This window comes from Bradyrhizobium sp. USDA 4502 (assembly GCF_054063355.1).
Window position 1 is genome coordinate 641,075 of the sequence record NZ_JBSSGF010000001.1, and the last position, 24,057, is coordinate 665,131.

Genomic DNA, 24,057 nt, shown 5'->3' on the forward strand with positions numbered 1-24,057 from the left:
GCCGTCCGTTGAAGTGCGAGTGGACCGGGACCGCAGAGATCGACGACGATATAATCTTCTCCCGAACGCCAGCCCAGAAGGATGCCTCCGTTCTCAAGGGGGGAAGATCCCGCAGGCTATTGCCGGTTGGACCATGTCGAAATCAAAAAAGGTGATCTCTCCGACGCCGGCGCGCGCCAGTTCTAGACCGGCGAAGCTTCCGATCGCGGCAGGAACTCAAGGCGTTCGCCCCCTCGAGGTTTGGCCACGGCGGACCACCTCGCCGGAGCCACCTGTCCGTGCGCATCGCGATTCTGCCTGCGCCTGATGGACGGAGGTGATCTCGCAAGCGGTCTTGGCGTCACTCACCCGACATTCGTAGCTGGATGGCGCTGTCGCAGCTCCGACGCGCGTCGGTACTCTTTCGCCCGGAGCAGCGAGCTAGAGTGGGCCGCATTCTCCCATATAAATGTTCGAAATTCCTAGAGAAATCCAAAAATAGGCGCGATGGTATAACATTTGCTGTTCCGTTCGCAGCTGTCGAACTTTTTGGAGCAATTCCATGCACACTGTCGTCTGCATCAAACAAGTCCCGGATTCTGCGCAGATCCGCGTGCACCCCGTGACCAATACGATCATGCGCCAGGGCGTGCCTACCATCATCAACCCCTATGACCTGTTCGCGCTCGAGGCCGCGCTGGAGCTGCGCGATCGTTTCGGCGGCGAGATAACCGTGCTTACAATGGGGCCACCATCGGCCGAAGACTCTTTGCGAAAAGCGCTGACCTTTGGCGCGGATCGTGCCGTTCTGCTGACCGATCGTTGCTTTGCGGGTTCCGACACCCTAGCCACAACGTATGCACTGGCAACAGCGATTCGGAAGATTGGTAAGGAATACGGGCCGCCGAACCTCATTTTTACCGGCAAACAGACCATAGACGGCGATACCGCGCAGGTCGGTCCCGGCATTGCAAAGCGACTTGGCGTGCTGCAGCTAACCTACGTCGCCAAGGTCAGATCCTTGGATCTCGCAGCGCGTACGATTGAAGCGGAACGGCGCTCCGAAGGTGGTGTCCAGGTGCTGCATACCAGGCTGCCCTGTCTTGTCACCATGCTGGAGGCTACCAACCAGATTCGGCGCGGCGCAATGGCGGATGCGCTGCGGGCTGCGCGTGCGCCGATTGTGAAATGGAGCGCGCATGATGCCGGCGTCGAGGACGTCTCCAAATGCGGTCTCAAGGGTTCGCCGACCGTTGTGAAGCGAGTGTTCGCACCCTCTGCGCGCGCCGAGAAAGCAGCGCTGGTTGAGACCGCCGAGCAGCCCGCACAGGCATTGATTGACGCAATCTTCAAGCAACAGCCGAAGCTCGAGACCGATCTTGCCGCATTAGCCCGCGATGCTTGATCTTGAGAGTTTGGTGAGAAAAATCCCGAACGCGTCAACGCCCTGGCGTCCCTCCTCACTCCGACAAGCGCGGAGGCATGGAGAGCTTGGCGCTGATGATTCAGGCGAGATTGGCGCCGTCCTCACGCCGGCGCCCTCAGCGCGAGGTATGCCTCCGGCGGCCTAATGCGTCGAGTTGGCCGAAACTGGGCCGGTCCCACGCTAGAGCGGTTTCCAGTTGAGGTGAATCGGAACAGTCAAAGGGGATTCCCACGGGCACGCAAATCAGATTCGGTGTTGCCCGCGACAACATGCGGGGCATGCGATGGCGAAGGGATACTCCAAGGACCTCAGGGTGCGTGCGGTTGAGCTTGTTGAGTCCGGCGAAAGCGCACGTGAGGCTGCGCGCATTCTCAATCTCGGCGCTTCGACTACGATCCGATGGATGGATCGTTGGAGGAAGACCGGAAACGTTGAGGCCAAGCCCGGCACCGGGCACAGCCGCTCGCCGTTGGAGCAGCACAAGCAGTGGCTGATCGAGCTGATCGCCGCGGAGCCGGACCTGACGCTCGAGGAGATCCGCGCGCGTCTGCGCTCTCAGAGAAAGCAAAAGGCCGGCATCGGTTCGATCTGGCGTTTCTTCGACCGTCACAGCATCACCTTCAAAAAAAACACTGCACGCCGCCGAGCAGGATCGACCTGACGTCGCTGCCGAGCGTGCCGCGCTGAAAGCCGAGCAGCCCAAGCTGCGTGCACCGCGCCTCATCTTTATCGACGAGACTGCGGTCACGACGAAGATGGTCCGGCACTATGGGCGCTCTCCTCGCGGTGAGCGCCTCGTCTCTGGCGTGCCCCATGGTCACTGGAAGACGCTGACGCTTGTCGCCGCGCTGCGCATCGATGGCCTCACGGCGCCCTATGTCATCGACGGTGCAATGGATGGGCCCTCGTTCCTGGCTTATGTCGAGCAAGTCCTGGCGCCGACCTTGCGCAAGGGCGACATCGTCTTCATGGACAACTTGCGCACTCACAAGATCGTCGGTGTCCGCGAGGCGATCGAGGCTGTCGGCGCCCGCGTGCGTTATCTGCCGGCCTACTCGCCCGACCTCAATCCAATCGAACAGGCCTTCTCCCGGTTGAAAGCTGCGCTGCGCAAAGGCGCCACCCGCACGGTCCAAGCCCTGCTCAAACTCATCGGCAAACTCGTCAAGTCGTTTGCGCCGCAGATGTGTGCCAACTACTCTAGGCATGCTGGATACACCAGATGATCCACATCATGTGGAAAATGCTCTAGTGTCCTGAATCAAAAGTTCGGCGGACTCCAAATCGACTCGATGATAGCGGACTCTCCTGATTTGGGGAGGATTGGCGATGGGTCGGCGCTTTGCTCCGCTGGAGCTTGATGAGGTGGAACGTGCTGAGTTGACATCGTTGGCGTCGCGTCGAAGCACTGCTCAGGCGTTGGCACTGCGGGCTCGGATCGTCCTGGCCTGTGCTGAGGGCGAGCAGAGCAAGGTCGTGGCGGCCCGTTTGGCTGTCGATCCCGACACGGTCGGCAAATGGTGGCGGCGGTTCTCCGAGCATTGGCTTGAAGGTCTTTGGGACGAGTCCGCGATCGGGGACGCCACGCACGATTGAGGATGCCCGGATCGAGGCGGTGATCGTTCGCACCCTTGAGACCCAGCCTCCCGGGGCCACCCACTGGAGTTCGCGCAGCATGGCGCGGGCCAGCGGGCTGTCAGTCTCAACAGTACAGCGTATATGGCGCGCTTTCGGCTTGCAGCCGCATCGGTTGGAGACCTTCAAGCTCTCAACCGACCCCGACTTCGTCGCCAAGGTTCGCGACATCGTCGGCCTTTACGTAGCTCCGCCCGAGCGCGCCATCGTACTGTGTGTCGATGAGAAGTCGCAAATCCAGGCGCTGGATCGCAGCCAGCCCATGCTGCCCATGCGACCTGGCCAGCCGGCGCGCCGTAGTCACGACTACAAACGCCATGGCGTCACCTCGCTGTTTGCCGCCCTCTGTAGCGCGTCGATCTGGATGGGAAGGCGCGGCAATCTGGATGGCGAGTCAGTGTCGCGGCGGAGTGATGATTGCCGCGCAGATTGTCGCGCGCAAGAGTTTTGTTGAGCTCTGATTGTCGCGGAGCGTCAATCAGCGACAGTTTTGGGTGTCGCGTGCGAGGGCGGGCGTCCCGGACCGCGTTTTCGTTCGAGCGCGGTGCGCCTGCGATAGCTCTCGACGTTCATCTCAACGATGGTGGCGTGGTGAACGAGACGATCGATGGCGGCGAGCGTCATGGCGGGGTCCGGGAAGACCTTGTTCCATTCGCCGAAGGGCTGATTGGCGGTGATCAGCATCGAGCGGCGCTCGTAGCGTGCGCTGATGAGTTCGAACAGCACGCTGGTCTCGGCCTGGTCCTTGGTGACGTAGGCAAGATCATCGAGGATCAGGAGATCGAAGCGATCAAGGCGGCTGACGGCCGCCTCGAGGTTGAGCTCACGCCGCGCCACCTGAAGCTTCTGGACGAGATCGGTGGTGCGGGTGAAGAGGACACGCCATCCGTTCTCGATGAGGGCCAGGCCGATAGCTGCCGCCAAGTGGCTCTTGCCGCCGCCGGGCGGCCCGAACAGGAGCAAATTAGCGCCCTTGCCCAGCCAGCTGTCACCGGCGGCGAGCGCCATCACCTGCGCCTTCGAGATCATCGGCACGGCCTCGAAGTCGAAGCTGTCGAAGGTCTTCCCAGCTGGCAGCCGCGCCTCGACGAGATGGCGCTCGGTGCGCCGGCGACCGCGTTCGGCGATCTCGTGCTCGGCAACGGTGGCGAGGAAGCGGGCCGCCGGCCAACCTTCCTTGTCGGATTGCTCGGCAAATTGCGCCCACAGCACCTTGATGGCTGGCAGCCGGAGCTCGTTGAGCAACAGATTGAGGCGCGCGGTATCAACGGTGTTGGCCACGCTCATGCGTCACCTCCGATCTCGGCGGTACCGATGAGGCATTCATAGGTGGCAAGCGGCGCGAGCTGCACCACGACGTTCGGCAGGTGGGCGGGGTCGGGAGCGAAGTGAGCGCGCAGCCGGTTGAGTTCGGGCAGTCGGCCGGCGTCAAGATCGGCCGTGAGCTGATCGGCGAGTTCGGCCTCGCAGCCGCGCTCATGAGCGAGCGCGAGAAGATCGACCATGATCCGGCAGGCCTTCTTGTCCGGCCAGCGCTCGCGCAATCGGTCGAAGGTTCTCCGATAGCCCTCGCGCGGGAACAGCCTGTCTCGATAAACCAGATTGAGAAGCGCCATTGGCTTGCGCCGCAGGGAATGGATCACGTGCCGATAATCGACGACCTGATCGTACTTGCCATTGGGATGCGGTCGCCCGCGCGGCAAGGTCAGGAGGTGCGTGCCACCGACGAACACGTCGAGGTGATCGTCATAGAGCCGCGCCCGCAGCCGGTGACCGATCAGGCGCGATGGCACCGTGTAGAACACCTTGCGTAGGGTGAAGCCGCCCGATGACGTCACGCGGACGATCACCTCTTCGTAGTCCGAGGTCCGGCGATCGGGCAGCTCCTGCAACACCACGCGCTCGCTATCGATTCGCTTGGCGTTGCGGGCGTTGCGGCGGCTGACGATCTCGTCGATGAAGCCGCGATAGGTAGCAAGATCGTCGAAGTCGACAGTTCCGCGCAGCAGCAAGGCGTCCGCGATTGCTCGCTTGAGATGACCGTGGGGCCCTTCGATCGAGCCATTCTCGTGGGCGACGCCTCGATTGTTGCGGGAGGGACGCATGCCGTAGTGGGCACAAAGGGCCTCGTATCGCTGCGTCAGATCGTCCCGTGCATCGCGATCGAGATTGCAGAATGCGGCCGACAGGCTGTCGGTCCGATGCTCCCGCGGCGCCCCACCGAGCGACCAGAGAGCGTTCTGCAGGCCTTCGGCCAGGGCAACGAAGCTCTCGCCGCCAAGCACGACGTGGGCGTGCTCGAACCCGCAATAGGCCAAACGGAAGTGATACAGACGATGATCCAGCGGCGTGTCCGCGATCGTAACACCCAACTCGCCCATGTCGGTGAAGTCGGAGAGGCCGAGCTGGCCGGGCTCGTGGGTTTGGCGGAAGATCACCTCCTGCTCCTCGCCGTGGATCGCCCGCCAGGCACGGATACGACGTTCCAGGGTACGACGGATACCGGTGCCGAGATCAGGATGACGTCGGAGCATCTCCTCGAAGACCGCCACCGGGCGTAAGCCAGGTGCCGCCTTCAGGATCGGGACGATCTCGGTATCGAACACGTCGCTCAGCGGGTCGGGTCGTCGCCGGCCGCGGGGAGCCTTCTTTTGCGATGGAAGTCGGGGATCTCTCTCGATCCGATAGGCGGTCGACGCACTGAATGACGCCTTGGCCGCCGCCACTGGCGGGCTATCGGTCTGACGGTACTTCATGTAGAGCCTCATTTGGTGATCTGTGATGTGTCGGCCGGGCAAGCGAGTGATTCCTCTTGGCGGAAGAACCACTTGCATAACCTGCCGGCCGCGATCACCAGTCGGCGCGGTCCCTCGCGGATCGCGCCGACGCCGGGCTCGTAACTCCGGTCGGGCTACGCCCTCCCTACGTCACGAGCCCGGCGAAACTCTCTCACCTTGATTGACGCGCTCTTCCATCCTGATCGCCGCGCGACAGCCCTCGACGTCGCAACCGGCCGGGTCATTGGCAAATGCTATGGACGCCATCGTGCCAAAGAGTTCCGCAAGTTTCTCGATGAGATCGAAGCTGCGGTTCCAGACGATCTGGACGTCCACCTCGTCATGGACAATTACGCAACCCACAAGACGCCGTTGATCCGCAACTGGCTGGCAAAGAGGCCGCGCTGGCACGTCCACCTGACGCCAACCAGTTCATCCTGGCTCAATCAGGTCGAACGCTTCTTTGCACTCATCACCGAGCGTAAGATTAGGCGCGGCATCTATCGCAGTGTGGCGGCGCTACGGGCCGAGATTGCCTCCTTCATCGACCATCACAACGCTGACCCAATGCCGTTCCGATGGACCAAATCAGCTGACGACATTCTCGGCTCAATCGAACGCTTCTGCGCTTACAATCTGCCCGCCAAGGCATAAAATGCCATGAACTTTTGGTTCAGGACACTAGTCGTAGTCCGGTCCGCCACGCTCGACGGCTTATGCTGCTCGCGCTGGCTGTCGAGAAGCTGACGAGCCCGGCTGCAATTCACCACCGATCCAAATGCGAAAGCGGGCCGTGCTCGCCCACCTGCTGCCTTGACTGAGAATGTGCAACCTGCCCGGTGCTGCCCGCTCAGAGAAGGTGCCGTTGAGTTCGCGTTCGGTTCCGTCGCGAGCTCGTCGCGGCGATCGGGATCACCCGCTTGGCATTCGCCATCGCGGCCGCTTCCATCAATCAGCTCTTGCCGAGCGGTCAAGGCAAGCTTCGTCGCCTCGAGATGGGCTTTATGCCGGTTGTCAAGCGGACCGTGCGAGAAAACAGACGCACATAAAGGAATGCCTTTCTAAGCTTCTCATCAGAGGCTTCGGGCTCGTCAGCTTTTCATCAGCAGTCACGGGTAGCAGGTGATATCTGCTTCTTGAGTTCCCTAAAACGGATGAGACCGCCATGGACCCGAGAAACTGCGACCCATTCTCTTCGGGCCCGCGAAGTTCCAATCATCTGTTGGGGGGACAGCAGGCAGCTCAGGGGGCGCAAGCGAACGAAGCTGGGCAAACGGATTTTGAGCAGCGACTGGGTGAGGCGGCCGAAGCCGCCGTCGCCCGGGATACTCCGCGCCCGACCTATCCTCAGCTATCCAGCGAAGATGAGAGTCTCATAGAGGCGGTTGAAACAGACGCTGTGCGCAGGAATCTGCAGGAGCAAACGGCTCGGAACTATGCCTTTTCTCTACGAAAACTTGGGAATGATCTTGTCTGCCGAGGCAAGACCATTTCCGGTCTCGATCAGACTTCCCTGCTTGACCACGCTTGGTTGTACTTTCCCGCCGACGAGCAAATGCGCCACGCCTTGGGGGCGCTTCACAAATATCGCGAGCCTAGGGTGGCCGATGGAGATCGACATTATGTCCCCCCTGCGGAAGACAAGATTCTGATCGACGGCGCGGTTCAGGCAGCTGCGGCACGCCGGGGATGGGCACCGCTCACAGCCGAGAAGTATGATCGTGTTCTTCGTAGGCTGGCGAAATCGCTCGAGTCTCAGGGGCAAGCGATGGCCGCGCTCGATCACAACGCGCTGCTAGTCCACGCCAAGGGGATGTTCGGTAATGACAATGAAATGGACGCCGCATTGCTGGTGCTTCGCGAGCATCGTGAGCCTGGCATCTTAGCTGCACGCCGACCTCGTGAAGATCAGGCTCCCGCCGCCGAAGACAAATGCCTCATTGAGGCTGCGGCTCGTACCAGCGCGCGTCCCAAGAAGGCCATCAACGTCTACGTCAAAAATCTTCTCAGATTTGCTGGGGCGCTCAACGCAGATGGCCAACGAATGACCAATTTGGAATATCCGGAGCTGGTCAAACTTGCCAAAGAGCGGTTTCCCGGAAACGGCAGCATTGTCAGCGGGCTGGGCATGGTTCGTGATTACCGCAACGCGGAGCGCGCTTCCGGTAGGGCCACCCCTTGGCACGCGGAGGATGATCCGGCCGTCGCGTCACCGGAGTTAAGTTTCGAACCGGAGGAACTTTGGCGGTTACTGGAAGATCAACCGGTCCCCTCGCTGCCACTCCAAAACTCAGCGGGGCTTCGGGATGCCTCGGATGATCCGGATCAGTTGCGGGCTGAAAGTTTGAACACGGCGACGCTTCGGGAGATGCTCGTTTCGCCTGTCGGATCCCCATTGGACAGTGTGAATCAGCCAGATCCAGCCGTTCCGTCGCCGGTGCAAATTGTCGATCCGGAGGGGATTTGGCCGAGTATGGGTCAAGCTGGCCTCTCGCCAGTGGAAAGCTTCGACACGGCGAAGCTTTTGGAGATATTTGCTTCACCCAGACATTCGCCAACCGACAGCGTTAATAAACCAGATCCTTCGCCGCTGTGGGGCGTAGGCGGCTCGAGCTCCGGCGCACCATATGACGCGGTGCGCTCGGTGCCCGGGGTCCCCGATGCAGAGCTGGATCTCCCAACGGGCTGGCAGCACGGCGACCAATGGGCGCCGCCAGACCTCAAAGAAGGAATGCGTTTGCATGACGTGCTGCCGAGCGCTCACAGCCGGAGACGAATTTGACAATTTCGGGTGTGAACTACACGGGCATGCTGGGACCACCTGGCCTGGAGAACGAGATTGTTCTTCGCCGAACCTGAGCGGTCTCGCCTGCCGATCCGGAAATGTCGCCTACAGCCAGTCTTAGCGATGCAATTTAGCGGCACCCCGTCGGTCCATCACTGCCCTGGGAGAGGGGATAATCTGTCATGCTACCGGTCGTATCGCGGGCGGACTGATAGCTTGCGGAAGACGGCAGCAGCATCTTCGATCCTACCGCAGCAATTGGCCAAAGTCGGATTTGCGCACTGTTGACGGTACGAGGGAGCGCGTCCGGCGGCCAGGGGATTAACGTCGCTAAGTTCTCCCGTTAATAGCTGAAAGGAGTGCCTACTCACGCATGGCGGACGGCTCGTCGCGGTGCTTGAGATGTCTCTTGCGAGTATTGTAGCTGACCAGCCAGATCACACCGACGGCGATCGGCACGCACCCTGCGGTTAGATAAGAGGGCTCTACATGAAGTCCGACATCATGCGCTCCCTTGGCAAGGTAGCCAAACAGGCTGACCACATAATATCCTATCGCCGCGACTGATAAACCCTCTACCGTGCACTGCAGCCGAAGCTGCTGCCCAGCGCGTTCATTGATAGCATGCAGCAGGTCCCGATTCTGGCGTTCGATTTCGACGTCAACGCGGGTTCGCAACAGATCAGCGGCACGCGCCAGCTTGACCGACAGGGTTGCCTCGCGATCCGCAGTCGTCTCGCAAGTTCGCATCGCAGGTGCCACCCGGCGCGCGAGGAACGACGACCAGGTCGGATAGTCCGCGATCTCGCTGCCTTCGATGATAGATAAACGGGATTGGACCAATTCGTAATAAGCTCGGCTAGCGCCGAACCGAAACAGGCTTCCGGTCGCACCGCGCTCAAACGAGGCGGCCAACGAGGTCAGTTCGGCAAGTAGATGGTTGTTGAGTTTCAATCCCTCCGCGCCCTGCATTTCTTCGAGTACCTCGCCAAGACGTCTATCGATGCGATCGACGAATGGACCGAGCTCAAGAGCTGTCGATAGACCGAGCAGCGCCAGCGGACGATATGTCTCGACTTCAAGCAGCCGCTGCACCAACGCGCCGAGATTGTGCGGCGTCAAGCCGAGGTCGCAGACAAGAATCCTGGTGAAACCATTTTGGTCAACGCGAAAATCAGAAGCCATGACACTTTCTCCGCCCTTTATGCGGGCCATAGCCAGGCTGCTCTTGTCGAAAAGTTGTTCCGCCCGTGTCAATGGGCAGGCGTCTTGCTCTACGTCCAACTTGATTGCGACCAGCAATTGCCCTTCCTGCCGCAACGCTAGCATCAGGGAGTGAACCGCGCCCGGGGCGCCCTCCGCTTGGCGATCGGCCGGACTATTGACTATCCACGTGAAGGTGGCGAACTCGGCATGCTGTTCCCAACGAAGCGTCACAGGTCCGATATCAATCTGGTGATGTTTCGCTGAGGCCTGCGGTGAGGGAAGGTCGCGATCCCGACAAAATGCGACGAAGCCGCGGCGATCGCTTGCCGCCGCATCGCCCTTCGCAAGAAACGCGTAGTGGATCACCTTGAATGGTGGAATAAGCTGCATAAACGGACGCGCATGCACTTCGCTGAGCACGGCGTCGCGCTGCGGATGCAGCTTGAAAGTGTGAGTATCCAGTCGATCGAGCACGTGTAGGTACCTCATTTCAGAAACTGCATTTGCGCAGGCCCGCGATGTGGCGTGGTGGGTCAGCTCGAAGTCGCACCGATTCGCGCAAGCGGCGCCAAATGTCGTTGGTTGCCAGCAGACCCCCGCACAAGTATCGCTTGGTATCGATGTGTTGCCGCACGCGTCGTGGAGCGTAGACTTGCCTCCAGGAATAGCGCCGGCGGCACGACCGACGTTCGCACGGTTCCGTTCGCGTGACTTCGCCAATCGCCATCGTCGGATCCCACCGTCGATGAATGGATCAATAGCGCAATCATGACTCTCATCCTGGCGCCGCTCATCTCGTCTCGCAATTGGACGCGATGCAGGATCTGGGCCAGCACGAAACGAGCGAAAAGCTGTGCTTTTGGCAGCGATACGACCCGTTGAAAACTGTCAGAGAAAGATGTCGGACATGAAACGCGGCGACATTCAGCCGTGCCGTCCTCACGTAGGAGGTTTGCGAGAATTCGCCTCCGCGCTTCGGCCGGGAAATGCTGATAGGACGATCGGCCGCTGCCGACTGACGGCTGCGAATCCCTCTTCAGCGGTCAAGCATTCCGCGGCAATAACACTACACGCGCCGTAAGGTGACTGCTAGGCGTCGTGGCAGAGCCCGGCATGAGTTTGTCGTAAACGAAGACCGGCAGTCAGCGACTGAGAGCAACACGCTAGCGCGATGCGGCCTGCACGCCTAAAGCGCTGTCGGGCGGTTCGGGGCGCAAAGGCTGCACGGCTCTCGATGGCTTGGAAGTTCCTCGATAGATCGTGAGTGCAGCGATCACGCTGAGTGCGGCTGCAAACATCGAACCCGGGCGAAGCGTTGTCATGAGTTCGTTCAATGAGCCAAGTCGAGGCAAGTGGAGTGAAAGTACCAAACAGGGCGGCCGCGAGTGCGAAGGCCAGGGAGAAGCAGGTTGTGCGCACATGCGCAGGTACGATCTCAACCAGAGCGCCCAGCATAGTTCCGCTGTAGGTGCCAAAGTAGAAAGAGAACATCATCGCCACTGACAACATTTTGCCGAAAGTGGGAGCGCTCACCAGCCAATTCAAAGCCGGATAGGCCGTCATCAAGGCAAGGCTAGCAATGGCGAGCAGAACTGGCTTACGGCCAATACGGTCGGAGAGGGCGCCGCCAATTGGATTCCAGATGAAGTTGGTCACGGCGACCAGGAGTGTCACCAAGAGCGCATCCTGGGTGGACAGCTTCAAGACGGTCTTGCCGAACGTGGGCGTGTAGACGGTAACGAAATAGAAGGCGCCGTGCTCAGCATGGCCATCATCATCCCGAGGACGACGGTGCGCCAATTCGCAAGCGCAGAGGCAATGACCTCGCCTGCTGCGGGATGCTTTTTCATCGCCAGAAACTCAGGAGTTTCCTCCAGCGTTCGACGAAGGAAGAAGATGAGCGGGACGATAAGACAGCCGAGAAAGAAAGGAATTCGCCAACCCCAGGAGGCCACGGCCTCCACCGGCATCGATTCGTTCAGCAGGTAACCCGCGATCGCCGCGACAAAGATCGCGACCTGCTGGCTGGACGACTGGAACTAAGTGTAGAAACCACGATTGCCTGGGGTTGCGATCTCTGCCAGATAGACTGAAACACCGCCGACCTCGACGCCGGCGGAAAAGCCCTGGAGCAGCCGTCCGGTTAGAACGATAATGGGAGCGGCAATCCCGATTGTCGCATGGCTCGGACAGAAGGCGATAATCACGGTGCCGACTGCCATGATCGACAAGGTAATGATCAGGCCTTGGCGACGGCCAATCCTGTCAATATAGGCGCCCAGCATAATCGCGCCCACCGGACGCATTAAGGCGCCCAGCCAGAACACGCCAAACGTGTTAAGCAACGAGGCGGTTTCGCTCTCTGCGGGAAAAAAGCGTTCCCAATGGCGGTGGCATAAAAGCCAAATAGGAAAAAGCCGAACTGCTCGAGGAAATTGCCGCTGGTCGCACGGAGGATCGCGTTAAGACGCGATTTGACAGAGGCGTGCTGAACGAACATTTGTGACACCGCGAGTTTCCTTCCCAGTCGAAGGCCGGTCGCGGCAAACCCTACGCCGGCCCAATTGCTATCAGGCCGTGACTTTGTCGTTCAAGACATTAGCGACCGACCGGAAGGCGCCTTGTCTTTCGGGCATATTTTCGGCGGTCGCCAAACCTGACTTGAGATGAAGTTCAAACAGCCGTGACGCCCGGCGTTCATTTGGCGGGTAGGAGACGGTCCTCAAGCAGTCTTTCTCGGTCTATTAGCCCATGCCCCGTGGATTGGAAGCATATCCGTTTTCGTTGTCCGTTTTCTGACCGGCGTGCAGGGTCCTGTCAGCTTCAAGACATTTGCAACGAGGAGTCTCGCGAGGGTTCTCTCAACGTGCTCGGAACTTATGGAGCAGTGTCGGATTGGCACAGCAATTGCTGCAAGCGTGCAAGAACACAGGATGGCGAAGGAATGCACGCAGAACGAGCCAAAGCCGGCGGCAATCTCTTTGGTTTTGAGGACCTCGCGCCAGGCAGCCGCCGTATTTCACCACGACTCTGCGAGCGATGAGTGGCGCGCGGGTTACTCCAGCATCGGATTGCTTGTGGATCGGAAGTCAGCGCGGCGCCGCTTCGACTGGGCGGCGCTTTTCTTCGATACACTCATGAACGGGCCAAGCCCATCAGGCAAAAGCCGATACTGCGAAGATTGCGGGGGGCGCCACGATTTGATGCGGCCAAAAACGTCGAACCAGCGAACTATTTGATCTCGCTGCCGCTAGCCCTTGCCGCCTCGCTCGAATGATCGTTCTCTCCTCATAACAGGGTCCAAATGAGGTCTTCTCAAGCATCTCAATTCAAACAAGATCAGCCCTCGCAGATATTTTGTGAGCACTTGACTGAGCAAGCACGACTTCGGTTTGGCCCGCATCCGTTCACTGCGGAGATGTCCGAAGAACAGGTTGTGAGCCTGCTGCCTGAATACCTGGCGATGTCACAGGCGTTCCCGTACCTGCAGGCGGGCTCGCAAAAGAACCTCATATTCGACGTAATGCATCGCAATCGGGACGTTACCAGGGATATTGAGCTGACCAGCGTGGTCGCCAACTTCATCTGTTGGGATGAGACCGGCGGTTATGGCCGACTTCTCCAGGGCGGTAAGGCGGCGTTACCTGAAATTCTGGCTACCGAAAGCTTCCACTCGAACCTGCTTAGAAAAGATGCGTCGCGATTACTCGGCCGAGCAATACAGCCTAACTACAGCGCCACGACGAAGCGCTACCTGCATTGCCTCTATGATGGGTTGTCATCGAAAGATCTTCTAATCCGTTGCGCCTACATGGTCGCTTTTGAGCTACATGCTGCGGAAATGATCCAGGCACTGTGGTCCACTTTGACCAGGATCTTTGATGTGCAGGCCGGCGATCTCGAATACTTCCGGAGCCATGTCGGCGGTGACGATCCCGCAGAGAAATATCACGGAGAGATGACAAGCCGGCTCGTCCGCGAGCTCGTCCCGGTCGACCGTCGTGTTCGCTTCATGGGCGAGTTCGATCAAGCCTATCGGCTCAACGTGCAGTGGTGCCGCGACCTACTTCGAATTCCCCCATCTGAGGGAGATGGCCGAGCGGAGATCGAGCATCACGGCCGTTGTCATTGTGGTTCCGTCAAGTTCCGCGTCCGGGCGCCGCGAGAGGTCTCGGTAGTTCGATGCAATTGTTCAATCTGTAGAATGTCTGGATTTCTGCACTTGCTCGTGGCTGGTGACAAGCTCAGCGTAGAGCGCGGCGAAGAATCCCTCACTACCTACCAGTTCAATAAGAATATCGCCCGGCACACGTTTTGTCGGTTTTGCGGCGTAAAGCCATTCTATAGGCCGCGATCGAACCCTTCTGGATTCAGTGTCAATGTTCGATGTTTAGATAGAAAATCCATCGAAATCACAAGAATAGACGACTTCGATGGCGAGCAATGGGAGCAAGCGCTCAGCTCAATGCATGAAGGCAGCTTGGAATACCGTCTTGAAGATCACACCTTGGAGTGACCACGAATGCCGCGCGCAGCAAATGAAAAGCCCCGCCTGCTTTCAGAGGAACATCTGACGAAATATCGCATAGAGCTGTTGGTGAAGGGCACGGTGGTGATCGGTCCGCAGACTTTGTTCACCCAAGATGACCTGGCAAGGATCGATCAGCTGCAGACTGAGATTCCGGAGGAAGAAGTGCGGGAAGGAGATGCCGGCGACTCGCACAATGTCTTCGTAAAACGCGTGCGCGTAGACCCGCCGGGTCGCCCTCCCAGCAACGCGAATGGTGCAGCCCCAGGGCAGATTATCGAACTCCTCGAAAGAAAAGACCGCAGCTTCGTACTGAAAAAAATATTGGGAGCATCATCAGATTTTGTCATTCGCCGATGCCAAATGCATCGGATGCCTCCTGGTTCTTTTGTTGGCATCCATTTGGATGCTGCGAGCGACCCCGATTTCGAGTACTCCGTGATTGTGCAACTCGCGAAGAACTTCGAAGGGGGGGAGTTCGTGGTATATCCAAGCGCCTACGAACAGCAGGTATTCCGACCGCCATTTGGAGCCGTGCTGGTCACAACGTGTAAGCTCCGCCACGAGGTGAAACCTGTGCATACTGGTGAGCGCCGATCCCTGGTCTACTTCTGTTCAAAACGCGATGGCGTAAACCGAAGGACCATCGAAAGCACTTCTGGTGGTCTATGAGCCGGATTGGCCGAATGGCCGTCGGCGGGACGGCGTGGCGTTCGGAACCGGAAACCGCTCGCGGCTGCTTCAGGAGACACAGGGGGGCGCTTCGGTAACATTGTCATCTGAGGCAATATGGGGGGCAGTTTTCCATGGCACGCGACAGCCGCTATTGAGGACGTGTGTTCGACGTACGCATCCGATGCGGATAACTCCGGACGTGATTGCAGCCTCGTTGCGGAGGCTGAAATCGCAAAAAGCCAACCGAGGTTGGCGAAGTCGCCCTTATTGTTGACGGCCAGCCCTTCAGTTTTGAACTCGCAGCCGCTGCCGTAACCTAACGGCGGCAAGGTTCACTAAGTCACGACGATTGGTGGAGGGGCTTGGACAGAGACTGGCTGCGCGGCTGGAAAACCCTCACAAGTTGGACGCTTGCGGCGCATCTCGTTTTAAGTTGATTGTGGTGGATCACGCCCGCGAAAGGTCCGGAATCCGCGGAATTGATCGCGGCCGTCAGCTTTTGGTCAGGGGGCCTGGGTTAGTCAGGCGCGAAGAGTGCCTGGGGAATCCCACGGGGTCCCATCACCGATCATACTCGGTCAGGTGATGTTTTTTGGAGGATGATCACGTGTGCGGGTGAGATAGCCGAGCATGGCGATCTGCAAAGGCACACGCCGCATCGATGCGGTTGAGGTTTTCAATTCCTGCAGGCGTAAGAGCAGTCCCATCGTCCACGAGGCGCTCGCGGACATCAAGTGGAGCACAGGTACGATGTTGCAGACCGGATCTCAAAGCTGGATTTCGATTTCTGCAGAAAAAGCATTTGGAAACGCAGGCGGACGCACTCTCTCATCCGCGATCCGCGATGGCCGTTGTTCATGAAGGCGCTGTAATGGCCCAATATGCCGTCACGGCAGACGATGCCGATTTCTATCTGTCATTCGCCGCCGAGCTCGCCGATTCGGTCAGGCCCATCGTGCTGTCCTATTTCCGCACGCCGTTGGATGTCGCCGCCAAGTCCGATGCGAGCCCGGTGACGATCGCCGATCGAGCGGTCGAGTTGCGTCTCAGGGAAAGGATCGAGGCGCGCTTTCCGGAGCATGGCATCATCGGCGAGGAGATCGGAGCCAAGCCTGGCGGCGCGTTCACCTGGATCGTCGACCCGATCGACGGCACCAGGAGCTTTATCAGCGGCTTTCCCTTGTTCGGCACGCTGATCGCGTTGACCCATCAGCAGCAGCCGTTCTGCGGCCTGATCGACGTTCCCTTTACCGGTGAGCGGTGGGTGGCGAAGCCCGGTGTGGCGCGGTTCGGCGATGGATTGGCGCGGACCAGCGCATGCGAGAGCGTCGCCGACGCGCGCTTCTACACTACATCGCCTGATATGTTCCGCAACGGCGAGATGGGGCCATTCGAGCGGCTGTCGCGAGCTGCGCGGATGCGCCGTTTCGGCGGCGATTGCTACATCTATGGCCTGCTTGCGTCGGGACACTGTGACATCGTTCTCGAAACAGGGCTTCAGCCATATGACTACATGGCGCTGGTGCCGATCGTGCAGGGCGCCGGCGGCTGCATCACCGATTGGGAGGGATGCCCGCTCTCGATTCGTTCGGAAGGGCGCGTCCTGGCGACCGCAACGCCGCGGCTTCATGCCGAAGCGCTCGCCTTGATCCAGGGATAACCAACGATCATGCCCTACAGGACAACCATCGGAGGGACAGTCGTTGGCGTTGCCGACCTCAGGGATCTGATGGCCAAGGTGACGGCTCGAGCGGTCGGACGATCAGCTCGCCGGCATCGGCGCTGACGTTTCGGTCGAGCGGCTTGCGGCCAAATGGCGCTCACCGATCTGCCGCTCAAGGCCTTCCTGGCCGAGGAACTGATTCCGGCCGATACTGACGCCGCGTTCTCGAAGACCATGCGGCTGCAGGATCTGATGTTGGTCGCTTCGATGCGGAAGTGGTCACAACATTCCGCTCGACGATCGCGCTCGAGGGACGGCTTTCGACGTGCACGCGACGATGCCGTATTCGCGGAAATTATCCGCGATGGCATCTCTCTAGACTGCAAACTCCGTGCGCCATGAACGAAATTGTGCATCGATTGCGACCAGTCTTAGCGAGTGGCTACACGAGCGAGTTCGCAATCGACGCATGAGGGTACGTTGAGATCTCGTTCAATTCATTGTCAATAGTCGGTGCTGTAGCTCGCGTGATGCGGCCCGATCGCGCGCAATTGCGAGGCATTCGACCGTGCCTGCATCCTCATCAGCAGCAAGCGGGATCACGCCATCCTTGCGCTTGCGGTCGAACAGAAAGCGTTCCTTGACGAAAAGGTCATGTGCCGCTTGAAGAGAGCGTGATCGAACATTTCTGACGGATGAAATAACGTAGAATCCAGAGTAGTCGAAACCCAGCAGCCGAACGGCAATGTTGTGTAACACCGAGCCTCCACCCCACCGCCCGTTCGCCTCATTAAATAGCAGCCGCCCATCGCTCGTGAAAATGGCATCGATGTTGATCATTCCGCGGTATCCGAGGCCTCGCGCGAGCTCCGCAAATCGGTAGGCGTGCGTCTGGGCAGCCAGCCATTGTTCGTTTCTCAGATCGCTTGGCAGCTCAAGTCCCGTCCAAATGAGAGACCTTTCGGATTGGTCGCTGCTTCGACGCAGACGAATGCTTCCACTGTTGATGAAGGCGATCGAACCGTCCTCCTCGATTTCGTATTCGAGATAGAAGGGAGACCGAGCCAAGTGGTACGATTCCACGACCAGTGTCTTGCACGATGCTGTGGTCATCTCAGACCAAAGTGCTTCTGGATTAAACGACGGCCAAGAAATCTGCCTGGTATCTCGTGCCCCAGGTAATGGACCGCTGTCGTGACCGGTCAGGATAACATTTCCGACCCCACCGGCTCCATTGTCCAACTTGACGATTACGTTGCCGGTCTCAGACCTCAGCGAGGTAATCGCCCGCAATAGATCGTCTGAGTTCGTGGTTACGCACCCGCTTGGCAACGGAAGTCCGACACTTGTAGCCAATTGACGGAAGTGGCTCTTGCGGTTCAATAGATCAGGCCCCCGCTGCAGAGCGAATTCGCTCCCGCTCTGTGGAATACGCAGCAGTGCCGCCAAGCGCGCGACGCCTTCACTAGGATAGCAGGGATATATTCTCCAGGACGATTTCTTCCGAAGGTGGCTGTTGATTCTCTCAACAACAATATTTGACAGCAGCGTGCAATCATCAAGAACGCTGGCTGTACCGCCGCATTCAGGCACAAGAAGCGAAAGGCTCGAGGCATCGAAATCGAGCGTCGCGCCAATGAAGGACAACAAGTCCGGCCGGATGGCAACCGGTGAGATTATAAGGTCGCCCTCCTGTGCAAACCATGCTGAGCGTGAAGCCGAGTTGGCGGTAAAGGAGATTTGAGCTGCTGTCAGACCGTCCCCCGACATTTGTGACGTACCGGCATTCATGATTAGGATCCGAGGCAACGCCGATCTCCCGAGCATTTGATACGGTCAGTAGACACCGCGATATGAAGAACGATGAACTCGATACGGCGGATTGCGCAGAGGCGGTGAGCGTAAGGCGGCTTTGCGCCGCATTCCGTTGAACCAATGTGCCGCGATCCTAATGATTGTCTGCTTAAATGTTTCTCCCGATGCAATTGAACCGAAGCTCGGCATTGCATCGAACAGGTCTCGATCGCGTCATTCCGGGCTGACTGACCCTGGCTATTAGCGCGCGGCCTCTGCAGAACAGCGGGGGTCTTAATGGCTGTCATGGGTTACGAGCAATCGATACCGGTTTAGGTATGTCGCCCACTCGATCAGTCACCCCGTGCCGATCGACGGCAGTCGCGTGCATCTGTCCGTAATGATAGGCGCACCACGATGACTGCTTCTTGCCTGGTCTTTGATAAACTGGCTCGCCGCACATGTATGCCGATCTTGGATCGTCATCTTTGAAGCCGACAATGGCCCGGCATTGGCCTTCAATATGGTCAACTAGCAGGACCTGCTTGGCGCCGTCAGGCTCTTTCAACTTGCTGCTCCAGAATACCAGGCAATCTCTTCCGAAGTCGCAGCGGTCAGACCGAACGACGCTTGCAGCTCAAATCTCTTGAAAATCCTTGCCGCCGCATGGGCTCTCGTGCGTGCGGACGCCGTGCCAGCGCGGGAAGCTGGCGTGGATGGAGCGAAAAGCTGCTTCTTGACTGCCTTTGGTACTGTGGCCGGCCGTCAGTCTTGAGATTTGGGAGGCAACGGTCCCCTGCAAGAAGTCGGCAGCGAGGTTTAGGTTGATCGCCTCTGATTTCACGAGTCCTCAGATTGGGCAGCCTGAGACAGCCCGTTAGTACCACTTCTGGAATACCGGGCCATCTGCGACTGCCTGCGAGACGTCGCGACGCGATCAGGCCTCGCTGCACAGCTGTCTCAGCCGCTTGGCTCTTTGAGATGGGGATCATGATCAACCACTGTGACTTGGTTCTCATCAAGCCAGACATTCGCAATCCTTCACAATCCCGGCGGCAGAAGAGACCTCGTGCCAGTTTCGAGATCGTACAACTTAACGTTACGTCTGATTCAAGCCCTTTTGCTTGCCAGCATTAGTCCGCCAATACTCTGAGGTTAGTGCGGAATGCTACGGCCTCGAGCGTATTCTGCACCGCGATCTGCATCAGAAAGTCGCCGCATATGTTCGCAGCCGATAAGCGCCCTTGCAGGGTCCATGCTTTCGCGATCCAAGGCTCCCGTCAGCGCCGCAACGGATTTCGGTCTGACCGTTGCACTATCATTGGATGATTCAGTCGCATCCGTCCCGCGCCGGCGAGACGATGCCGATTTCCGGCGGAAGTGTATGATAACGTGCGCCTGATAGTAGGGCAGCTCTTTGTCCGTAGGCGTCGCAATTCCCGCCGGTCGAGATCATTGAAGCGTCTGATAGAGGCGATAGAGGAGCCGGGCACGCGGCTCAATCGACGAGATGTAAAGCTGCTCGTAATGCGTGTGGGCACCCTTGCCGTCGACACCCAGGCCGTCCAGGGTCGCCGTATGGGCCGCGGTGAAATTGCCGTCCGAGCCGCCGCCGCTAAAGACGTCGTGCAGCTTGAAGCCGAGCTCGGTGGCGATTTCCTTGGCGTGCTGATAAAGCGCCGCGCCGGCGCTGCTCTTCTCATAGGGCGGGCGGTTCAACTCGCCCGTGATCTTCACCGTGACGCCCTTGGTGCGCGACTTAATGCCGAGGATCGTCGGTACCAACTTGTGGGCGTCAGCCAAGGTCGGCACCCGCATGTCGACTTCCGCATAAGCGTCCTCGGGGATTACGTTCGGCCTGGTGCCGCCGCGGACCACACCGACGTTGACTGTGATCCCGCGCTGAAGATCGTTCATCGTCTCAAGAGCCTGGATCACATTGCCGAGTTCGCGGATTGCGCTGCAGCCATCTTCAGGACGCGCGCCGGCGTGGGCCGGCGTGCCTCTGATAAAGACGTCGAAGCGGGCGATGCCCTTGCGGCCCGTGACGATCTTGCCGCCGTCGCGCGCGGGCTCGGTCACGAGCACATATTTGGCCTTGCGGCCTTCTGCCTCGATTAACGCCCGCGAAGTCGGGCTGCCGATCTCTTCGTCGGATACGTAGATGTGGGTGATGCCCAGCGGCGGGCGAACATCATCGGCGCAAATCTGCCGAAATGCATGGTAAGCGAGATATGCGCCGCCCTTCATGTCGTAAATACCGGGCCCAAATGCCTTATCGCCCTCGACCTTGAACGGCAGGCGCTTTATGAATCCCATCGGGTGAACGGTGTCGAGATGACTCAGCACCAGGATGCCTGGCACGCCCTGGCCCCAGGACGAACGCGCGATCAAATGATCGCCTCGATCGTCACGTCCCGCAACGCGCTCAACGGAAGCCGACAAGTCGCGATAGCCCTCCGCCACGAGATCAGCAAGTTTGTTGACCTGATCCGGCCGCTCCGTCGGAGATTCGACCTCGACCCAGCGGCGGATGCCGTCGAGTATCATCGCTGCTTCGAACGGGTTGCTGGACATTATCTGATGCCTTCCAATGCGACGTACATCACTTGTTCCACTCAATTGCGCCAGGATCCAGCGTGAACGCCCGTCAGGGCGCAGCCGTAGGAAGTCGGATGTCCCTCTGGGCTTGATGTTGCCGCAGTGGATGATGCTACGCGGCTCCCCATAACGGAGCTACCAGAGCTGGTAGGTGTTGAAGCAATAGTCTTGAGGGATTGTCGTGGGCTGGCGCTTTTGGGGCGAATAGTGGCTGTTGCTATTTTCGATACTTGCGAAAATTACATTTCCATAGCGTCAATCCGCGTGCTTGCGGGCGCGTTCGACATTGATGCACGATGTCGGAACTGTGCGTCCGAAGCGAACACACATGGAGATCCGCTACTGCTCAACAGCGTCAGCCACCAGGGTGACGCGCGGGACGGTATCGCGCGGGGCGTAGCCATAGCAGGCCGAAATGAGAGCTGCCGCCACCTGTCTTGAAGGGGCGACCAACGAGAAAACGCGCCGATCTGTCCGGCAAAGAGCCTGCCCATCGCTCATGAATCGGCGAGGCGATTGCGGCCGGATGTTCCCGCGAGCGCATGCGGATGATCCGGTTGTCGGCGCCGTGCTGATGCTCTTCGCCTCTGGTCGCAGCCTGATGCTAATGTGTCTTTAAGAGGACACGCTTCTTTGCATCAAGAAGATGCTCGTCGAGCGTAGCGTGTAGCGCGCCCCGCAGCTCCGACGGAATTGAACTATCTGTGTCAATCAGTTCCCGAAATTTTCGAATGATGTGTTCGATCAGTGCTATGGAGCCGAGCGCTTCCATGTCCTGCGGGGCCGTCATCGATTATCTCCTTTGAGGCGCAGCGCGCACTTTGATGCGGCCCGAACGCAACGACGTGTTGCAGCTGGCTCCTTCGCCAAAGCGGAAGGGTACCTCTCACGCCATGATACTTGACGGGAATTGCGATAATTTGGCGGGCAGGCGCCGCATGCTGTTCGAACCGCGCGGAAGGGACGCACGTTAGCGGTTGCGATCTCTGACGTTTGTGCATGTCGTCCTTGGTCGGAGGATTGGAACATCGACAGACTCAGCGGTCACGCGTTGGAAACCGCAATCAGGTGCTTAAGTCGAGCGGCTGCTGCGCCGCGATCAAGCGATTCTCGCCCAATCGCTACGCCTTCCTGCAGCGTCGAAGCCCGGCCGGCCACGATCAATGCAGTCGCAGCCGTAAAAAGTGAGGCGTCGCGAATTCGACCTGGTGCGCCATCGAGTATGCTTTGCAGCGCGAGGTTGTCGGGATCGCCGCTATCCAGTGCCTTGCTAAGGCCGCGAGGGAATCCGGCCTCCTCCGGCCTCACTTCGAAGGTGCGGACTGTACCCGCCTCAAGCGCGGAAACAAAGGTCGGCTCGGCGAGGGTTATGTCATCGAGTCCACCGGAACCATGAACCACCCACACCGACTCGGCGCCAAGATTTTTCAACACGTACGCCAGAGGCTGTACCCATTCACGAGAGCAGACCCCAACAACCTGACGCTTAAGCCTGGCCGGATTCGACAGAGGGCCAATGAGGTTGAAGATAGTGTGGGTGCCAAGCGCGGTTCGGATCTGGGCTACGCGCTGCATTGCCGGATAGTGGGCCGATGCAAACGTGAAGCCGATGCCGGCATCGCGCACGCAACGCATAACGGCGTCAGGCTCAAGATCGATCTTCACGCCGATGCGCGCGAGGACGTCTGCAGTATTGCCCGAACCTAGAGACGCAGCGCAGTTGGTATGCTTTGCGACAGCAACGCCCGCTCCCGCGACGATGAAGGAGGCGCAGGTCCACACGTTGACCGCACACAAAGAGGTGTCGTTCGTGCTGGCGATATAAATGGGGTCGCATCCTGCCTCGACGGACGGCATTCTCTTCCGCATTGCGGAGGCCGCGCCGGTGATTTCTTCGACTGTTTCGCCGCGGACCCTCAAGCCCATCAGTAAGCCGCCGATCTGCGAGGGGCTTGCGCGACCCGACATCACACCGTCGAATGCGAACGCGGACTCCTCCCGACTCAGAGTGGCGCCGCTAGCAACTTTGCCAATAATCGATTTGAGCGCTTCCATCGAACTTTACACGATTCCTGTCCAGACCTCAGGCGCTCGCGCTCGACCGGGACTTTCGTTGAGGAGGCATGTCATCGGTGGCGGCGGCTTTGCGGCAGCGGCACGTTCGCGAGGAACAGACGCCTCATTGAATGAAACGAGCAGTGAAGCTGTGGGTCACTCGGCGACGCTACAACCTGACGCTACGTGAGGGTCAAGTTCTCGATTCGGCGTCGTATCAACGCGAAATCGTCGGCCGACGAACTCAATACGCGTCCAAGAATGCGGCCGTCTAAACGCGAACCGAGGATCAAACGCGTACCTCGACTTAGCATAGGGTTCTATCGTTTGAGCTATAGCAACGCGGAGAGCGATTGCTCGGGCGAAACGCCGCTGCCCCCGTCAACCGCGAGCGCAAGTGCCACTCACGATCGGCCGCGCTCATTTGCTCTCAGATTGCTGGGGTGGCCTGGAGATCCCGTTCGACCGGTGTGCTAACGGAAATGCCGCTCAGTTATCAATCCTCACTTCGAATCGCTGCTTTTGGTGCCGCTGTCGCGACCTGACACCACATATCGACACTGCCGGCTGAGGCTCGCTTGCTTTGATCTGAGGCATGAAATGATGGCGACGCGATCCGGTATGTGGTTGCTGCAATGGCGGAACGCGTCCTCCATGCAAGCCTCCTTCTCCTTTTCAGTCGGCGCTTGATCGCGCGCATGCACGGGATCGGGAATTGCAGCTGTCAATATGGCAGCAAGAGCGATCGCGCCGTAGGTAGCGTTGAGGAGCGAGGCCAAAGCGATCCGTTGGCTTTCAGTCATGATATCCTTTCAAGTCGGTGAGGCTGCGATTGTCGTCCTTGCATCAGGCGAAGGAGACCTTTTAACCGGGGAGAACGCGCCGGGTGAGCAATCATCGCTGTCAGGAAGCGGCTAGATTGTCGAAGACGGT

17 protein-coding genes and 3 pseudogenes are annotated in these 24,057 nt (G+C 59.1%); 10 read left to right on the forward strand and 10 right to left on the reverse strand.

Annotated features, from left to right (window positions below; all coding sequences use genetic code 11):
• Positions 1 to 541 precede the first annotated feature (541 nt).
• From ACVW1B_RS03010 to ACVW1B_RS03020, 3 genes and pseudogenes are all read left to right on the forward strand, one after another.
• On the forward strand, positions 542 to 1,384 hold the full coding sequence (locus ACVW1B_RS03010; RefSeq protein WP_057016774.1) for an electron transfer flavoprotein subunit beta/FixA family protein: 843 nt from the start codon (positions 542 to 544) through the stop codon (positions 1,382 to 1,384).
• A 304-nt stretch (positions 1,385 to 1,688) separates the two neighbouring features.
• A protein-coding gene (locus ACVW1B_RS03015; protein ID WP_253603407.1) for an IS630 family transposase occupies positions 1,689 to 2,631 on the forward strand; the annotation gives its coding sequence in 2 pieces (ribosomal slippage) (positions 1,689 to 2,027 and positions 2,029 to 2,631; 942 coding nt in all).
• A gap of 103 nt (positions 2,632 to 2,734) precedes the next feature.
• Positions 2,735 to 3,386: pseudogene (locus ACVW1B_RS03020) on the forward strand (IS630 family transposase); the annotation flags it as partial.
• A gap of 128 nt (positions 3,387 to 3,514) precedes the next feature.
• On the opposite strand, the gene istB reads toward ACVW1B_RS03020, so the two are convergent.
• On the reverse strand, positions 3,515 to 4,327 hold the full coding sequence (gene istB / locus ACVW1B_RS03025) for an IS21-like element helper ATPase IstB (protein ID WP_225649550.1): 813 nt from the start codon (positions 4,325 to 4,327) through the stop codon (positions 3,515 to 3,517).
• Complete coding sequence (gene istA / locus ACVW1B_RS03030) at positions 4,324 to 5,838, reverse strand: IS21 family transposase (RefSeq protein WP_456794397.1); 1,515 nt, start codon at positions 5,836 to 5,838, stop codon at positions 4,324 to 4,326. Before istA ends, istB begins: the two co-directional genes overlap by 4 nt.
• A gap of 195 nt (positions 5,839 to 6,033) precedes the next feature.
• Here istA and ACVW1B_RS03035 point away from each other — a divergent pair.
• Positions 6,034 to 6,471 (forward strand): annotated as a pseudogene (locus ACVW1B_RS03035) (IS630 family transposase); the annotation flags it as partial.
• Between the two features lie 511 nt (positions 6,472 to 6,982).
• Positions 6,983 to 8,599, forward strand: coding sequence for a hypothetical protein (locus ACVW1B_RS03040; protein WP_141713527.1), 1,617 nt, complete (start codon positions 6,983 to 6,985; stop codon positions 8,597 to 8,599).
• A gap of 366 nt (positions 8,600 to 8,965) precedes the next feature.
• On the opposite strand, the gene ACVW1B_RS03045 is transcribed toward ACVW1B_RS03040, so the two are convergent.
• Both ACVW1B_RS03045 and tcuC read right to left on the reverse strand, forming a co-directional pair.
• Positions 8,966 to 10,282 carry a DUF3422 family protein gene (locus tag ACVW1B_RS03045; protein ID WP_245313953.1) on the reverse strand — a complete coding sequence of 439 codons (1,317 nt, stop codon included), beginning with the start codon at positions 10,280 to 10,282 and terminating at the stop codon, positions 8,966 to 8,968.
• A 689-nt stretch (positions 10,283 to 10,971) separates the two neighbouring features.
• A pseudogene (tcuC, locus tag ACVW1B_RS03050) lies at positions 10,972 to 12,308 on the reverse strand (tricarballylate/proton symporter TcuC).
• Between the two features lie 867 nt (positions 12,309 to 13,175).
• Here tcuC and ACVW1B_RS03055 point away from each other — a divergent pair.
• From ACVW1B_RS03055 to ACVW1B_RS03075, 5 genes are all read left to right on the forward strand, one after another.
• Positions 13,176 to 14,324 (forward strand): GFA family protein, encoded by a 1,149-nt coding sequence (locus tag ACVW1B_RS03055; RefSeq protein ID WP_245313954.1) that lies wholly within the window; start codon positions 13,176 to 13,178, stop codon positions 14,322 to 14,324.
• A 6-nt stretch (positions 14,325 to 14,330) separates the two neighbouring features.
• Positions 14,331 to 15,008: a 2OG-Fe(II) oxygenase gene (locus tag ACVW1B_RS03060; RefSeq protein WP_253603402.1), complete on the forward strand. Its 678-nt coding sequence runs from the start codon at positions 14,331 to 14,333 to the stop codon at positions 15,006 to 15,008.
• Between the two features lie 633 nt (positions 15,009 to 15,641).
• On the forward strand, positions 15,642 to 15,872 hold the full coding sequence (locus tag ACVW1B_RS03065; protein WP_141713528.1) for a hypothetical protein: 231 nt from the start codon (positions 15,642 to 15,644) through the stop codon (positions 15,870 to 15,872).
• Positions 15,873 to 15,882: 10 nt separating this feature from the next.
• Entirely contained in the window at positions 15,883 to 16,671 is a 789-nt protein-coding gene (gene hisN / locus ACVW1B_RS03070; RefSeq protein ID WP_069278731.1) for a histidinol-phosphatase, read from the forward strand.
• 153 nt (positions 16,672 to 16,824) lie between these two features.
• Positions 16,825 to 17,076, forward strand: coding sequence for a hypothetical protein (locus ACVW1B_RS03075; RefSeq protein WP_069278732.1), 252 nt, complete (start codon positions 16,825 to 16,827; stop codon positions 17,074 to 17,076).
• Between the two features lie 90 nt (positions 17,077 to 17,166).
• On the opposite strand, the gene ACVW1B_RS03080 is transcribed toward ACVW1B_RS03075, so the two are convergent.
• The 6 genes from ACVW1B_RS03080 to ACVW1B_RS03105 form a co-directional block, all read right to left on the reverse strand.
• Entirely contained in the window at positions 17,167 to 18,465 is a 1,299-nt protein-coding gene (locus ACVW1B_RS03080) for a preATP grasp domain-containing protein (protein WP_245313955.1), read from the reverse strand.
• A 307-nt stretch (positions 18,466 to 18,772) separates the two neighbouring features.
• Positions 18,773 to 19,036 (reverse strand): hypothetical protein, encoded by a 264-nt coding sequence (locus ACVW1B_RS03085; protein WP_141713529.1) that lies wholly within the window; start codon positions 19,034 to 19,036, stop codon positions 18,773 to 18,775.
• An 884-nt stretch (positions 19,037 to 19,920) separates the two neighbouring features.
• On the reverse strand, positions 19,921 to 21,045 hold the full coding sequence (locus ACVW1B_RS03090; protein ID WP_253587748.1) for a M20 family metallopeptidase: 1,125 nt from the start codon (positions 21,043 to 21,045) through the stop codon (positions 19,921 to 19,923).
• Positions 21,046 to 21,673: 628 nt separating this feature from the next.
• Positions 21,674 to 21,859 carry a hypothetical protein gene (locus ACVW1B_RS03095; RefSeq protein ID WP_057016764.1) on the reverse strand — a complete coding sequence of 62 codons (186 nt, stop codon included), beginning with the start codon at positions 21,857 to 21,859 and terminating at the stop codon, positions 21,674 to 21,676.
• A 254-nt stretch (positions 21,860 to 22,113) separates the two neighbouring features.
• Complete coding sequence (trpD, locus tag ACVW1B_RS03100; protein ID WP_069278734.1) at positions 22,114 to 23,124, reverse strand: anthranilate phosphoribosyltransferase; 1,011 nt, start codon at positions 23,122 to 23,124, stop codon at positions 22,114 to 22,116.
• Between the two features lie 503 nt (positions 23,125 to 23,627).
• A complete protein-coding gene (locus tag ACVW1B_RS03105) occupies positions 23,628 to 23,927 on the reverse strand; it encodes a hypothetical protein (protein WP_245313956.1) in 300 nt (99 codons plus the stop codon).
• Positions 23,928 to 24,057 lie beyond the last annotated feature (130 nt).

What these genes read in the sequence shown, in the direction of transcription:
- ACVW1B_RS03105 (WP_245313956.1), bottom strand. Translation starts at nt 23,927, where the DNA reads ATGACTGAAAGCCAACGGATCGCTTTGGCCTCGCTCCTCAACGCTACC.
- ACVW1B_RS03095 (WP_057016764.1), bottom strand. Translation starts at nt 21,859, where the DNA reads ATGACGGCCCCGCAGGACATGGAAGCGCTCGGCTCCATAGCACTGATC.
- ACVW1B_RS03060 (WP_253603402.1), top strand. Translation starts at nt 14,331, where the DNA reads ATGCCGCGCGCAGCAAATGAAAAGCCCCGCCTGCTTTCAGAGGAACAT.
- trpD (WP_069278734.1), bottom strand. Translation starts at nt 23,124, where the DNA reads ATGGAAGCGCTCAAATCGATTATTGGCAAAGTTGCTAGCGGCGCCACT.
- ACVW1B_RS03065 (WP_141713528.1), top strand. Translation starts at nt 15,642, where the DNA reads ATGGCGATCTGCAAAGGCACACGCCGCATCGATGCGGTTGAGGTTTTC.
- ACVW1B_RS03080 (WP_245313955.1), bottom strand. Translation starts at nt 18,465, where the DNA reads ATGAATGCCGGTACGTCACAAATGTCGGGGGACGGTCTGACAGCAGCT.
- ACVW1B_RS03010 (WP_057016774.1), top strand. Translation starts at nt 542, where the DNA reads ATGCACACTGTCGTCTGCATCAAACAAGTCCCGGATTCTGCGCAGATC.
- hisN (WP_069278731.1), top strand. Translation starts at nt 15,883, where the DNA reads ATGGCCCAATATGCCGTCACGGCAGACGATGCCGATTTCTATCTGTCA.
- ACVW1B_RS03040 (WP_141713527.1), top strand. Translation starts at nt 6,983, where the DNA reads ATGGACCCGAGAAACTGCGACCCATTCTCTTCGGGCCCGCGAAGTTCC.
- istB (WP_225649550.1), bottom strand. Translation starts at nt 4,327, where the DNA reads ATGAGCGTGGCCAACACCGTTGATACCGCGCGCCTCAATCTGTTGCTC.
- ACVW1B_RS03090 (WP_253587748.1), bottom strand. Translation starts at nt 21,045, where the DNA reads ATGTCCAGCAACCCGTTCGAAGCAGCGATGATACTCGACGGCATCCGC.
- ACVW1B_RS03075 (WP_069278732.1), top strand. Translation starts at nt 16,825, where the DNA reads ATGGCGCTCACCGATCTGCCGCTCAAGGCCTTCCTGGCCGAGGAACTG.